12 protein-coding genes and 1 pseudogene are annotated in these 14230 nt (G+C 60.6%); 3 read left to right on the forward strand and 10 right to left on the reverse strand.

Annotation, left to right across the window (positions count from 1 at the left end):
* Position 1 precedes the first annotated feature (1 nt).
* The 10 genes from KW403_RS18895 to KW403_RS18940 form a co-directional block, all read right to left on the reverse strand.
* Positions 2-1090, reverse strand: coding sequence for an ABC transporter ATP-binding protein (locus KW403_RS18895; RefSeq protein ID WP_223022785.1), 1089 nt, complete (start codon positions 1088-1090; stop codon positions 2-4).
* A 2-nt stretch (positions 1091-1092) separates the two neighbouring features.
* Positions 1093-1878 carry an ABC transporter permease gene (locus KW403_RS18900; protein WP_223022786.1) on the reverse strand — a complete coding sequence of 262 codons (786 nt, stop codon included), beginning with the start codon at positions 1876-1878 and terminating at the stop codon, positions 1093-1095.
* On the reverse strand, positions 1875-2801 hold the full coding sequence (locus KW403_RS18905; protein WP_052017439.1) for an ABC transporter permease: 927 nt from the start codon (positions 2799-2801) through the stop codon (positions 1875-1877). The genes KW403_RS18900 and KW403_RS18905 overlap by 4 nt, the downstream gene beginning before the upstream one ends.
* Before the next feature lie 174 nt (positions 2802-2975).
* Complete coding sequence (locus tag KW403_RS18910; RefSeq protein WP_090330116.1) at positions 2976-4085, reverse strand: ABC transporter substrate-binding protein; 1110 nt, start codon at positions 4083-4085, stop codon at positions 2976-2978.
* An 89-nt stretch (positions 4086-4174) separates the two neighbouring features.
* Entirely contained in the window at positions 4175-5266 is a 1092-nt protein-coding gene (locus tag KW403_RS18915; RefSeq protein WP_223022866.1) for an NAD/NADP octopine/nopaline dehydrogenase family protein, read from the reverse strand.
* A 41-nt stretch (positions 5267-5307) separates the two neighbouring features.
* A complete protein-coding gene (locus KW403_RS18920; RefSeq protein ID WP_007010296.1) occupies positions 5308-5883 on the reverse strand; it encodes a peroxidase-related enzyme in 576 nt (191 codons plus the stop codon).
* Positions 5880-6386 carry a CMD domain-containing protein gene (locus tag KW403_RS18925; protein WP_223022787.1) on the reverse strand — a complete coding sequence of 169 codons (507 nt, stop codon included), beginning with the start codon at positions 6384-6386 and terminating at the stop codon, positions 5880-5882. The genes KW403_RS18920 and KW403_RS18925 overlap by 4 nt, the downstream gene beginning before the upstream one ends.
* 7 nt (positions 6387-6393) lie before the next feature.
* On the reverse strand, positions 6394-7905 hold the full coding sequence (locus KW403_RS18930) for an NAD(P)-binding domain-containing protein (RefSeq protein WP_223022788.1): 1512 nt from the start codon (positions 7903-7905) through the stop codon (positions 6394-6396).
* Entirely contained in the window at positions 7902-8879 is a 978-nt protein-coding gene (locus KW403_RS18935; protein WP_223022789.1) for a LysR family transcriptional regulator, read from the reverse strand. Before KW403_RS18935 ends, KW403_RS18930 begins: the two co-directional genes overlap by 4 nt.
* A gap of 111 nt (positions 8880-8990) precedes the next feature.
* Positions 8991-10334, reverse strand: coding sequence for a sodium-dependent transporter (locus KW403_RS18940; RefSeq protein WP_343224070.1), 1344 nt, complete (start codon positions 10332-10334; stop codon positions 8991-8993).
* A 511-nt stretch (positions 10335-10845) separates the two neighbouring features.
* Between KW403_RS18940 and scpB the strand changes: the two genes are divergently transcribed.
* The 3 genes and pseudogenes from scpB to KW403_RS18955 all read left to right on the forward strand — a co-directional run bounded on the left by scpB (position 10846) and on the right by KW403_RS18955 (position 14222).
* Entirely contained in the window at positions 10846-11514 is a 669-nt protein-coding gene (gene scpB / locus KW403_RS18945) for an SMC-Scp complex subunit ScpB (protein ID WP_223022790.1), read from the forward strand.
* A 203-nt stretch (positions 11515-11717) separates the two neighbouring features.
* Positions 11718-12781: pseudogene (locus tag KW403_RS18950) on the forward strand (ABC transporter ATP-binding protein).
* Between the two features lie 124 nt (positions 12782-12905).
* Positions 12906-14222, forward strand: a complete 1317-nt coding sequence (locus tag KW403_RS18955; protein WP_223022791.1) for an ABC transporter substrate-binding protein — start codon at positions 12906-12908, stop codon at positions 14220-14222.
* Positions 14223-14230 lie beyond the last annotated feature (8 nt).

Genomic DNA, 14230 nt, shown 5'->3' on the forward strand with positions numbered 1-14230 from the left:
TTCAGTCGCGCAGAACGGTAAGCCGTTCCGACTCCCAACTGATCCAGAGCTGCTCATTCGCAATTTCGGCGGCCTTGCCCGCATCCATATAGGCGCGGATGACACTGTCTTCGCGTTCACCGACGCGGATATCCAGCGAGGTGCGGCTGCCTTTGAATAGCTTGCTCACCACCCTGCCTTCGATCGCGTTCTGATTGGCGGGCTTCTTGTTGTGGCAGTTCACGTTTTCCAGGCGCAGAGAGGCGGTGACGTTCTGGCCCTCGGCCGGACGGTGACCGTGGCCCGAGCCGCGAATGGAAAGGCCGTTCCAGTCAAGAACGACGGCATTCTCCTCAACCCCGCGAACGGTGCCGTTGATCAAATTCGTTTCGCCGATGAACTCGGCGACGAAACGGCTTTCGGGGCGGAAATAGAGATCTTCAGGCGTACCGTCCTGTTCCACGCGGCCCGCATTCATGACGACAATGCGGTCGGACATGGTGAGTGCTTCTTCCTGGTCGTGGGTGACGAAGAAGAAGGTCTTGCCGGTGCGCTTCTGAATGTCTTTCAGTTCGATCTGGACCTGACCGCGCAGCTTGGCATCGAGTGCACCGAGCGGCTCGTCGAGCAGCAGGAGTTTCGGGTCGGGAGCGAGCGCGCGGGCAAGCGCGACGCGCTGGCGCTGGCCGCCGGAGAGCTGATCCGGCGTGCGATCGCGGAAGCCGGAAAGCTGCAGGAAGTCGAGCAGTTCCGCCATGCGACGCTCGATCTCCGGGCGCGATTTTCCCTTGAGTTCGAGCCCGAAGGACACGTTTTGGCCCACAGTCATGTGCGGGAAGAGCGCATAGTCCTGAAACACCATATTGACGTCGCGCCGGTTGGGGGGCAGGCGGGTCACATCGACCCCATCAAGCACGATCCGGCCCTCGGTGGGGTTTTCGAAGCCGCCCAGCATGCGTAGGGTCGTCGACTTGCCGCAGCCCGAGGGGCCGAGGAAGGTGACGAATTCGCCGGCCATGATCTTCATGTCCAGTTGATCCACGGCGACAACATTGCCGAAGCGCTTGGTGACGTTGTCGATATGGACGATGGTGTCCTTTTCGCCGGTCATGGTCAGGACCCTTTGTTCAGGCGCCGCATGGAACGCTCGGCCCAGAGGCCGAGGATCGCGGTCATGATGAGAACGATGGTGGAAATGGCGTTGATTTCGGGCGACATGCCCGAACGCAGCTTGGCGAAGATCAGCACCGGAAGCGTCGGCTGGTAACCGCCGAGGAAGAAGGCGCGCACAAAGTCGTCAAAGGACAGGAGCATGCAGAAGATGCCGGCTCCGATCAGCGCGGGCTTCAAATAGGGCAGCGTGACGCGGAAGAAGGCGACGATGCTGTCGGCTCCCAGATCGCGCGCAGCCTCGATATGGCTTTTCGGTTGGGTTGAAAGGCGGGCCATCACCACCAGAGCGACGAAGGGCACATTGTGCACCGTGTGGCCCAGAATGATGGCGAACATGCCCGGCTCGATGTCGATCAGGCGGGCGAAGATGCGCAGCGCGATCGCCGAGATGATGCCGGGGATGACCGCCGGCAGGCAGGCGAGTGCGAAGATGATCGCCTTGCCGCGGAACTGGTTGGGGCCAAGAAACACCGCCACCCATGTGCCGATGATCAGGGACAGGATCGTGGTCGCAATGGCGATGGTCATGGAATAGCCGAAGACCGACAGGACCTCCGTGTCCTGTATGACGGTGGCGTACCAGTCGAGTGTCCAGGAACGGATCGGGAAACCGATGAACTTCGAATCCTTGAAGCCCATGGTCACCATGAGCGCCAGCGGCACGAAGAGATATACGATGAAGGCCCAGTAGATGACCGACATCAAAATGCGTGTGTTGCGGGTCATCGCATCATCCCCTTTCCGTCACGGCCCATCAGCTTGAGGAAAAGGCCGGTTACGCCGAGCGTCGCGATCAGCATGATCGAGGAAAAAGCGGCGCCCATGGGCCATTGATCGCCCGCGACGTGGAAGAAGCCGGCGATCGTTTCAGCAAAGACTGTCGAGCGTGGCCCGCCGAGCAGCACCGGCGTCGCGTAATAGCCCGTGGAAATCAGGAAGACGAGGGTGCAGCCCGAGGCGATGCCTTCTTTGGAAAGCGGCAGCGTGATGCGGCGGAAGCGCGTCCACGCACCCGCACCGAGATCGGCTGCGGCTTCGAGATAATTGTCTGGCAGCTTTTCCAGCGCCGAGTAGAGCGGCAGAAGCATGTAAAGCGCGGTCAGATAGATAATGCCGACACCGAGCGAGAAGCCCGTATACATGAACGGTATGGGTCGATCGATGAGCCCGAGCGACTTGAGCGCCAGATTGACCGCGCCGTTGTTGCCGAGCAGGATCATGATCGCGTAGGTGCGCACGATCTCACCCACCCAGAACGGAATGAGCAGGAGCAGCAGGAACAGAAGCTGGTTCTTGCGGCTTACATGCTTGGCCAGAAAATAGGCCACCGGATAGGTGATGAGCAGCGTGATCGCGGTGAAGATGAACGAGAAGGCCAGTGTGCGGAAGAACGGGATGATGAACACCCGGTCCTGAAAGAACGCTGCCCAGTTCGCGAGCGTGAACTGCGGCTCATGACCCACTTTCGGCGGATAAGAGTCCAGAAATCCGATCCAGAACATCTCGACGATGGGGCCGAGGTTGGCAAAGAATATCCAGAAGAGCGGCAGGCTCGCCAGAATCCAGAACTGGCGGCGCTGCGACTTGAACAGCGTGTTGGCGACGGCCTGATAAGCGCCGTTCTGCAGCAGTGCTCCCCAAAAGGTCATCCTGCCATCCGGCGCGGTCGACTTTCGAAGGTCTGCCCTGTCGGTATCTGCGTGGGCCATTGAGACGGTTGCTCGTATTTTTCATTGCGCGCTGTCCGGGGTGTGATGAACCCAGCGGCACGACGAAGGTTTAAGACCTGCCGGGCGAGGGTTGCCCGCCCGGCGTTTTGGCCATCAGGCGGCCTTGATCTGCTCCACTGCCGGGTCGACGAGCTTGTATTTCATGTCGTTGGCCTCGGCGCGGAAGAACTGCAGACCGGCCAGTTCCTCTTCCGTGAAGGACGATGCCTTTTTCTCGATGTCCGAGAGATACTGGTCGGCGCCCTTGTAGGTGGAGATGAAGCCCGACGACTGGGTCATCTTGGCACCCACTTCAGGGTTGGCCAGCAGCGCATCGAGAAGCGCATAGGCATTGTCGGAATTGGGAGCGTTGTTGGCGACGTTCAGCGTGTAGACAAAGCCATAGGTGCCTTCCTTCGGAATGGTCATGTCGACCGGGAAGCCATCGGTGATGAGCTTGGCGATCGGGCCGTTCCAGGCGTGAGCTAGGACGATGTCCTGATTGATGAACATCTGCTGCACTTCTGCGCCTGCGTCGTAATATTTGCGCACGAGCGGCTTCTTCTCGATCAGGAAGTCGCGCGCTTCCGCAACGACCGCCGCAGCCTTCTCCGGATCGTCCATATAGGCGACCATGTTGCCATCATAGCCCTTGTAGAGCATCACGACGGACATCATGTCCTGAATGGTGTAGGCCGTCTGGCCGCTGTACTTGTCCGAGAAGAGAACGTCCCAGCTCTTCACTTCGTCTTCGCTGACGACTTCGGTGTTGTAGGCAAGGATTTCGGCACCCGAAAGGATCGGCGCGCCCCATTTGTTGCCGTTGATCGTGGCCCAGTCGCTTTCTGAATAGATCGGATTGATGTTGCCCCAGTTCTTGAGGCGATCCGTATCGAGCGGAGCCAAAAGATCGGAAGAGATGAACTGAAGGAAACGGTGCCCGGCGACCGTGACAATGTCGGCAGTCGGGTTCGGTGCTTCGGCGGCGAGCAGGTTGAACTGCTTGCCCTGATCGTCCACGAGGCGGATCTGGATCTCGATGCCCGTGTCCTTCTCGAACTCGGCCTTGAAATCATCGGGAATGAAGTTGGCGTAGGTCCACACATTGACGACGCCAGAGGCGCGCGCGGCAGTGGAACGGAGATAGGCGGGAGCAGCGACAAGGGCGGCGCCGGCGGCGCTGCTCTTGATGAATTGCCTGCGGTTGGTGATGAATTTGGTCATCGTTCTAACCCTCTTTCGGTTGTTTTCTGTTCGTCGCGTTCTGCGCAGTTCTGTCGGAGCTCTTTACGGCTCCTGTTGTCGCCCTGTTCTTATGCGGGTACCGTTTGTGCGCGATAGCCCTCACGACACAGGGTCTTCAGGTCATCGAGCGTCATGCTGTCCAGTGCTAAAGCGCCCAGAAGTTCGTTCTCGGCAAAGAAATTGCGCCCGTACATGGCCGAGAAAATCTCCACACCGGATCGGTGCAGACTGGCGTCACATTCGGTCATTTCGCCCAGCTTCACCGTCATGAGCAGGCCGTAGGGCACGTCTTCGGTCACGTAGCGGCTGTCTGCCGTTGCCGGACCCGTACCGCCGCGGCCTTCCTCATGCATTTTCTGGTTCATGGCCGAGACGGTGTCCTGCGGCACATGGAAAGACAGGTGGAAATGCTCGAAGATGGTGCGCACGGAAAGGCCAAGCGCCTCGGCAATGGCCAGCCGCTCACGGTCGAGCGCTTCGAGAAGCCGCCCCACATTGGGTGTGACGTTGAAACCCTGGCTCCAGGTTTCGCCATGCTCCATGCGGGTCATGTTGCAAAGGGCGATGCCCATATGGTTTTGCGGGTTCAGATTGCTGAGTGCAATGGCAAGCAGTCCGTCGCGCTCCACGAAACGGTCGCCGAAAAGACGCTGGCAAAGCTCCAGACCTTCGCTGGCCCGGCTTTCAGGAACCGTGCAGAGATCGATCTTGCTCCGCACGGTGTTGACGCTGGCCTCCACCAGGCTCGGCTGGCGGCCTGTGGTGGCGGTGGTGCCCCATGCGACGATGGGGACTGTCACGCCGCGCGCGGCCAGAAGCTTGGACAGGTAGAGCGCGCCGAAGGAGGCGTGCGAGGAAATGATCACCGCCTGATCGGAGCGGATATGGGGGGCGATCGCATCGAAGACGTGCTTGTGGCCGTAGCCGGGCAGGGCAATCAGGATCACGTCTGCATCGGCGACGAGGGCTTCGGCCGATGGCGCAACGCCCGGATGGAACGTGCCTTCGACAGCACCGGTAGCGACCAGCGGTTCGCCCGCTGCCAGTCTCTTTGTGCGTTCGCCCGAGGGCGACCAGAGAACCGGGCTGTGGCCCGAATGCTCAAGGAAGGCTGCCGCACCAAAGGCGATGGCTCCGGCCCCGGCGATGCCCACACGCAGATTGTTTCTCACCTTGCTCAAAACATCAGCCCCAAAAAGTTCTACTCGACCACCGGATCGCCCAGCGTGTGCATCAGCCGGTTCGCCCACCCGAACAGCGATGCGGACAGAATGAGATCGAGAATCTCGTCGTCCTTGAGCCCCGCATCGCGCAGCGCCTGCATGTCTTCTTCTGTCGCCTCGCTCGGCGCTTTGGACAGCTTTGCCGCAAACAGGAAGATCGCCTTCTGGCGTTCGTCAAGTTCGGCCTTCTCGCCGTCGGCGAAGATGGCCTCCATCACCTGCTCGTCCTTGGTGAGCTGGTTGTACCGGCTTGCGTGGACGGCAGCGCAATAGACGCAGCGATTGACCACCGAGGCACCCACGGCGCTCAATTCGCGCTCCGCACGGCCCATGCCGCCGCGATTATACATGATCGCGTTGAAAAGCGGGGTGCGGACTTTCAGCGTCTCGACATCGTTGGCGAGCACCAGAACATAGTCGGAGACCTTCGTGTTGGAAGGCGTGACCTTCAGAGCGTCGAGCTGTTCGGGCGTGGCCTCGTCCAGCTTGATGGGTTTAACACGCGGGCGCCAGCCGGGGATCTTCGTGGTGAACTCGTGGATGATGGTGCTCATGCTGTCGCCTTCATCAGCTTGAGGCCAGCGATCACACGGATCTGATAGGCCAGGAATGCGTTCAGTTCGGAAAGCCGGACAATGTCGGCGTCGGAAATGCCGGCGCTCTTCAGGGCTTCGATGTCTTCCGGTGTCGTGTCTCGCGGATGCGTGGAAACGAGATCGGTGTAGGCGAGAAGCGCGGCCCGTCGGGCATCCCCTGCGCTGTCATGGGCCGGGTCGGCCATCGCTGAGACGGCTTCGTCGGCGCCAGCTTCTTCGAGCAGTGCCATGTAATGCGCGGCAAGGGCCTCGTCTTCGTTGAGCCGGGCGACGCGCGCGGCGAGTGCGGCGCGTTCTCCATGGGAGAGGCCGCCCGGGTCGCTGGGCTTCAGGGCAGCATCATGCGTTGCCTGCGTCATGGCCATGATGTCCGCACGGCCTTCGAGCGCTTCGCGAACGGAGCCGTTTGCGCCGATCCCGGCCTGTGCGATGACGATGTCGTTGGGCGAAAGGTCGCTCATGCGGTGTTCAGCCTCCAGTCTGATAGGTCGGTTCGCGCGCGCCCATGGCGGCACAGTCTTCAAGCTCGGTTTCGGTCCATTCGTCGCCAAGCAGTTCGGGTTTGTCGTAGTTGAGCATCGCCTGCCAGTGGGTCTCGACGTCTTCGCCATAAAGCGTTGCGGCGAGGGAATAGGCGAGCCAGCGTGCGCCGTCGCTGATGCCGGGAATGTCGCCGGAAACCTTGCCGAGGCTCGCGGAAGCACCGTAGTTGAAACAGTAGATGCTGGAGAGCCAAGGGGCCGCACCGGGCGTGCGCTCGCGGAAAGAGAAATCGGCGTTCAGGTAGGGGAAGTTCGCCAGTTCGCGGCTTTCCTCGCCGGCCGGCGGCGTATAGCGGTCGCGCCAAAGCAGGATCTCGCCAGCAGCATCGCCGAGCTCGGCGCGGGCCAGCGGATCGACGGTGAAACCGGTGCCGAGGATGAGATAGTCGGTGCGTACGGTCTTGCCGGCGGTGGTTTCGATGACCACCTCGTCGCCGTCGTTCCAGACGCGTTCTATGCCCTGCCCGAAATGGAAGAAGGCATTCTCATGCCGGCTGACGCGCATGGTCGAACCGCGTGGCGAGGGCGTCTGCGTGGCGAAGGAATACTGCATGAAGCGCCAGCGCCATTCGTCCGGCAGTGCGGCATAGCCCGATGTGAAGCCGAAGGAGCCGATGCCCATCATCTTGTTGATGGTGGGCATTTCGCGGCGGCGGATGAGGTGGCGCACTTCCCTTGCGCCGGCTTCCAGCGCTTCGGCCGAATTGTCCACCGCCGAGGCGCCGACGCCGATCACGACAACGCGTTTGTCCTTGAGCGAAGGGAAATTGATGTCTTCGGAAGAATGGGCCCATAGGTGTTTCGGCAGACCAGAAACAAAATCTGGGATGTTGGGGTGGCCAGTGCCGTCTCGGCCAGTTGCCATGACGAACTTGCGGGTGAGGACGGAGCTTTCCTCTGCGCCCGCGCCGCGCAGCTCCAGCCGCAGGAATTCACCCTCCGGCGTGACGCTGGTGACTTCCACCTCGTTCTCGACGGGGAGATCGAGAACGTTGCGGTACCAGATGAGATAGTCCATCCACAAGGGGCGGGGAATCTTGTCGAGCCGTTCCCACGCGTCCGCACCCCACTGCGCCTCGTACCATGCGCGGAAGGTCAGCGCGCCCATCCCAAAGGCCGGACCGGGCAGCGTTTTGGGCGAACGCAACGTCTCCATCCGGGCGTAGGTCAACCATGGACCTTCAAGCCCTTCCGGGTTGCGGTCGAAGATGCGCATGTTGCGAATGCCGCCGGTGCGGAGCGCGAAGCTTGCCACCAACCCGCACATGCCCCCGCCGATGACGACCACGTCATGCACCTTCTCGCCCGTTTCGGTCCGCCGTTCAGGCACCCAGTTGGGCGAGGGGAGATTGAGGCAGTCCAGATCGAAGCGGATGCGCTTCGCCAGCGCCTCCAGACTGTTCGCTGCTCCGGGCGCGGTATGGGGCTGACTGGTCATTCTGATCCTCGGTGGGAGACCGGGTCGTCCGAAACAATCCGGTCTATGGTCTGCGCACTGCGAGCAGGGTCGAGTATCTGCAGGTCGGGAATGAGACGAAGCGCTTCTGCTTCGACGGCTTCGATCATCTCGGTGACGAGCGGGCGCAGCGGGCGTGATGATGCGGTGACGGCGCCCCAGTAAAACGGGACGGCAACGTCGATCGGCCGGATCACGACACCGGGCAGTTGAACACCGTAGGCGCTAACCGGATCGATGATGGACACGACGCCGGTATTTTGAACAAGCCGGAGCGCCGAATAGGAAACATTGGTGCGGATCAGCGGACCCGGCGTGACACCATGCGCCTCCATCCTCTGCGAAACCTGGCGCTGGAAGCGGCCCGGGTCGAGCATGGTAACGAAGCGGCGGCCGGCGAAGGCTGATAGCGGCACAACGTCATAGTCGGCAAGCGGATCATCTTCCGGCAGAGCGGCGACGTCGTTGGCGCAATAAAGGCGCACGACCTCAAGACCAGGCACATCCAGCGGCATGCTGGAAAAGCCGAGCTCGGCGCCGCCGGAACCCACTTCCTGCGCAACCCGGTTGGGCAGATATTGTGCGATTTGGATTTCAGGCGGCAGTTTCTCGACGGCGAATTGGGACAGCGCGGAGGGAATGACGCCGGTGGCAATGGCGGATGTCGCCGCCACCTGCAATGTGCGGCCACGGCCCGAGGCGATCGCGCGGGCACGCGCAGCCAGACCGGTGAGGGAGTTGAGAACGCGCCGGGCTTCTTCTTCAAAGGCAATGCCCTCGTCCGACAGCATGACACGCCGGCCGGCGCGCTGGAGAAGTGAAAAGCCGAGCTTTGCTTCAAGCTCCTGGATGGTGCGGGTGACGGACGGCTGTGAGCGCTCCAGCAGCACCGCCGCTTTGGTGATGCTTCCTGTTTCGGCAACGGCCAGAAAAGTCTGAAGGTCCCGCGTCTCCATCGTTTATATGCTATATGAATGAATTCAGATAATCCATCCAAAATTGACATACATCAATGCGCGCTTGAAAAGGGCGGATGCAGCTGCGGGTTGCTTCCTCGCTCCTCGGCTTCAAATGAAGCCGAGGCCATTGACCAGTATCATCAGGATAGCGACGGGCGCGATAAAGCGGATAATCAGCCGCCACGCTCCCACCAGAGCTGGAGCCAGAGCCGAACCATCTCGGAGTTCCTCTTCGCCTTCTTGCTTCATAACCCAGCCGAGGAACAGGGCAACCAGAAGCCCGCCGAGCGGCAGCGTGATGTTGTTGGTGAGGAAATCCAGTGCATCGAAGAGCACCTGTCCACCGATGGTGAAGCCGGACATCACGCCGAGGCTGAGAGATGCGGGCACGGCCAGGGCGAAAGTGGCCACGCCTGCAGACACGGCCACTTTCTTTCTGTTGGCGCCGCTTTCGTCCATGAAATAGGCAATGACCACTTCAAGCAGCGCAACAGCGCTGGTCAGCGCGGCGATGGCCAGCAGGAAGAAGAACAGCGTTGCGAAAAGAAAACCGAAGGGCATCTGCGCGAAAATGGATGGCAGGGTGATGAAGGTGAGCCCGGGTCCTGCCGTCGGTGCGGCTCCGAAGGCGAAGACCGCCGGCAGAATGACCAGCCCGGACAACACGGCGACGAGCGCATCCAGAACCGTAACGGCAAGGGCGGAACCGGCAATATCGTCATGGCGCTGCATGTAGGAGCCATAGGTGATCATGGCCCCCATGCCGAGCGAGAGGGAGAAGAAGGCCTGCCCCAGGGCAGCCAGCAAAGTGCCCCATGTTACCTTGGAGAAGTCAGGCTCCAGAAAGAAGGCAATGCCTTCGCCTGCTCCCTCCAGCGTAACGGAGCGCACGACCAGAACGAGCAGAACAACAAACAATGCCGGCATGAGGATGCGCGCGGCACGTTCGATCCCGCTGGCGACACCGCCGAGCGCGACAAAGACGGTCAACCCGATAAACAGGGCAGTGTATAAGACGGGTTCGAGCGGATCGGTGATGAAGGCATAGAATACAGCGCCGATCGCCTCGGAGTTTGCCGTCAGGATGGTCCCGGTGATCGACTTGATCATGTAGGCGAGGGTCCATCCGGCGATCACACAATAGAATGAGAGGATCAAGAAGGCTGTGAGTATGCTCATATAGCCAACCAGCGGCCAGGCGCCACCGGCGAGTTTTCTGAAAGCACCAGCCGGATCGCGTTGTGTCGCCCGGCCGATTATCAGCTCAGCGATCAGGACAGAAACGCCAATCGAAAAGACGATGCCGAGATAGATCAGCAAAAACGCTCCGCCGCCATTCTCCCCGGTGACATAGGGAAAGCGCCAGACATTTCCCAGGCCCACAGCCGAGCCGGCGGCAGCAAGAATGAACCCCATTCTGGAGGTCCAGTGTTCGCGAGATGGATTCATCATTTCAAGGAGTCGTTATCTCAAGGTGAAATCTTTGCCTGAGCAGGAACCTTCCCGCTCATCGTGTGCCCGGTCGACTTGAGGACGTCAAAAATGCGTTGCGTTTCTCCATGAATCGCTGACCATGGATCATTGGCAGTAGGAAATGACCATAGCCGCTGGCGTGTATGGTCAATCGTGCGATGGTGCCAAATCACTTTGGTCATCGGTACGCAACATTTGATGATCCGCAAATAGACTGTTCTGAATGTGTCCTTCATCGTCCGTCGACGCGCTTGCAATGTCATGTGAAAACCTGTCGACGGCAGAACGACGCGGATGCTCTTTCGTTGAAAGACCGGTCGACCTTGCTCATGGTGGTCTCATGATTCGAATTGCCCCACAATCAGCCGGAAAACGCCGCGCCCCAACATGTGGCAGCGCGATGTGTTTACGATGCCCGGCCTCATTGTGTGATATGTTCGAAGACCGTGGTTTGGTGGGTGTAGCCCGCCACCTTGGGGACGGTTGACCCATGGCAAACAACGCTCGGCGCAAGGATGATGCGGGCGCGGACACTCCTCTATTCGACCGTGAGCTGGAGCACCTGCCGCCGGCGCTGCGCTGGCGGGAATGGATGGCGCGTGTGGAAGCCGTCATTTTCGCCGCGTCTGAGCCGGTCTCGCGCGAGACATTGCTTCGTGTGGTCGGGCGTGACTGCAATGTTGATCTGTTGATCGAGGACATTCGCGCAGAACTCGCAGACCGGCCATACGAACTCGTGCATGTGGCAGGCGGGTGGCAGCATCGGACCCGCCCCTCACTTGCCGAGGCGATCCGCGCGGCATTCGGTATCGTCCAGCAGGGAGAAAATCTGAGCGACACCGACGCGCTTGTGCTGATGGCCGTGGCCTACTTTCAGCCGATCACGCGCGCAGAGCTCTCCAGGTTTTTCGCACGCGAAGTCTCACGCGATGTGATTGGCAAGTTGCGACGTGCGGACTTCATTGCTTCCGGTCCGCGAAGTCCTCAGCCCGGCGCGCCGTATACCTATGTAACCACAACGGCCTTCCTTGCCCATTTCGGGTTTGAAACGCTTAGGGATCTTCCTGACTTCGAAAAGCTGGAGGATGCAGGTCTCCTGAACAAGGAACGGCTTCTAGAGGACATCCCGGGCGTCGTGAGCCACGGTTGGGGCGGGTAAACCCTTTCCGGCAGACTTCCCTGCCGCTGAGATGCGATTCTTTGGACTTCGACCCTGCTCTCTGAGATCAGCCCTGTTGCATACGTTGTTTCAGACCGTTCGAATCTCCATCACTTCCCGCGTTTCCTTGCTTTGCCTGTTGCGCTTGGTGCGTAATGCAGCCACTATGCATTAATGAATACATTAAGGAGGGAGGAGCCTTAATGGCCACAGTGAAATTTCGCGATGTCCGCAAGGCGTTCGGGCAGGTGGAGGTTCTCCATGGCGTCTCAGTGGACATCGAGGAAGGACAGTTCGTCGTTCTGGTGGGACCGTCCGGCTGTGGCAAGTCGACCCTCCTGCGCATGTTGGCAGGCCTTGAGCACATCACCTCCGGAGAGATCGTGATCGGCGATCGGGTTGTGAATGCGCTGCCGCCCAAGGAACGGGACATCGCCATGGTGTTCCAGAACTATGCGCTTTACCCACACCTCACGGTGGCCGAGAACATGGGTTTCTCACTCATGCTCAAGGGCGCATCCAAATCCGATATCGAGGCGAAGGTGCGCCCGGCGGCCGAGATCCTTGGTCTCACGCAATTGCTCGACCGCTATCCGCGCCAGCTTTCCGGCGGCCAGCGCCAGCGCGTTGCCATGGGGCGGGCGATCGTGCGCGATCCGCAAGTGTTTCTCTTTGACGAGCCACTCTCGAATCTGGATGCCAAGCTGCGCGTTTCCATGCGTTCGGAAATCAAGAACCTGCACCAGCGGCTGAAAACGACGACCGTTTATGTGACCCATGACCAGATCGAGGCCATGACCATGGCCGACAAGATTGTCGTCATGCATGACGGCATTGTCGAGCAGGTGGGCGAACCGCTGGAGCTTTATGATCGGCCGGCCAATCTTTTCGTCGCGGGCTTCATCGGATCGCCGGCGATGAACATGACACCGGGCACGCTGGCGGAAGGTGAACCCGGCATGTTCGTCACGGGAGAGGGGCAACGCATTGCGGTGGCCAATGCCGGAGCGGCAAGACCCGGCCAGAAACTGATCTGCGGTATCCGGCCTGAAGCGATCCACCTGCGCGGCGACGTCGCCCTGCGAGTGAAGGTGGTCGAGCCGACAGGGTCTGAGCTCATGTCGTGGCTGAACTCGATGGCAATGAGATGACCTGCGTTTTCCGGGAACGCATCAAGGCCGGGCCGGGGGATGAATTGAAGGTCTCCATCGATCCGGAGGCGATCCATCTTTTCGATACGGAGGGAGGACAAAGGCTCTCAGCATGATCGGATTGGCGCCGCCGGGGAGGGCGGCGTCAGGACAGGGCGTTTCGGCGCCTGGCGTTAATGCGGCAGTCAACCGTTTTGCGGCATCGGGAAGGTGCCAGCAAATTTGAGGAGGAGACGTGCAATGACGATCAATCGCAGGAGATTTCTATCAGGCACGGCGGGTCTTGCCGCCGGGGGCCTCCTGGCGGGAACGCTGGGAACACGGCATTCGCTGGCGCAGGCGTCGGCATCGATGTTTACGCCGGAGGAAGGCGCGACGCTGCGCCTTCTGCGCTGGGTGCCTTTCGTGACAGGCGAAGAGGAGGCCTGGAACGCCAACACCGCCGCTTTCACCGAGGCGACGGGCGTGGAGGTGCGCATCGACCAGGAAAGCTGGGAAGACGTGCGTCCGAAAGCGGCGGTGGCGGCCAATGTCGGCTCGGGACCGGACATGGTGATGAGCTGGTTCGACGATCCGTTCCAATATCCTGACAAGCTGGTGGACGTGACGGATCTGGCCAATGCGCTCGGCGAGGAGCATGGCGGCTGGTATGAGGGCCTTGAGGGCTACGCCCGGCAGGGCGACAAGTTCATCGCCATTCCGCTCTGCGCCATCGGCAACGCTATCTGCTATCGCGAGAGCCACATGAAGGCGGCCGGTTTCAGCGAGTTCCCGCAGGACACGGACGGTTTCTTGGAACTGTGCAAGGCGATGAAGGCCAATGGCACGCCGGCCGGCTTTCCGCATGGCAAGGCGGTGGGCGACGGTAACAACTACGCGCACTGGCTCTTGTGGAGCCATGGGGGCATGACCGTCGATGAAAGCGGTGCGGTGGCGATCAACAGCCCTGAAACCAAGGCAGCCATCGACTATGCGAAGGCGCTCTACGAGACTTTCATTCCGGGCACGGAAAGCTGGCTCGACATCAACAACAACCGGGCATTTCTTGCCGGCGAGGTGTCGCTGACGGCCAATGGCGTTTCACTTTACTATGCTGCGGCGAAGGATGAGGCCCTGAAAGAGATCGCCGAGGACATCCGCACTACCAACCTGCCGATCGGGCCGGTGGGCAAATCGGTGGAACTACACCAGACCTCGACGCTTTCGATCTTCAACCATTGCCAGTATCCGCAGGCGGCCAAGGCCAATATCGCCTTCATGTATCAGGCTGAGCGCATGAATGCGTGGCTGGAAGGCGCGAGCGCCTATTGCTGCCAGGCGCTCAAGGCTTTCGAGAGCAATCCCGTCTGGACCTCGAACCCGGTTCACGCTCCCTATGCCAAGGCTTCGGCTTCGCTGCGGCCCAACGGCTATGCAGGCCCGCTCGGACCGGCATCCGCAGGTGTCATGGCTGATTATGTTCTCGTCGACATGTTCGCTGAGGCGGTGACCGGACAACGCACGCCCGAAGAGGCCATTGCCAATGCGGAGCGGCGCATCGCGCGCTACTACCGCTGATGGACTGG

It is taken from the genome of Nitratireductor kimnyeongensis (assembly GCF_019891395.1).
In the GTDB taxonomy this organism is placed as follows: domain Bacteria; phylum Pseudomonadota; class Alphaproteobacteria; order Rhizobiales; family Rhizobiaceae; genus Nitratireductor; species Nitratireductor kimnyeongensis.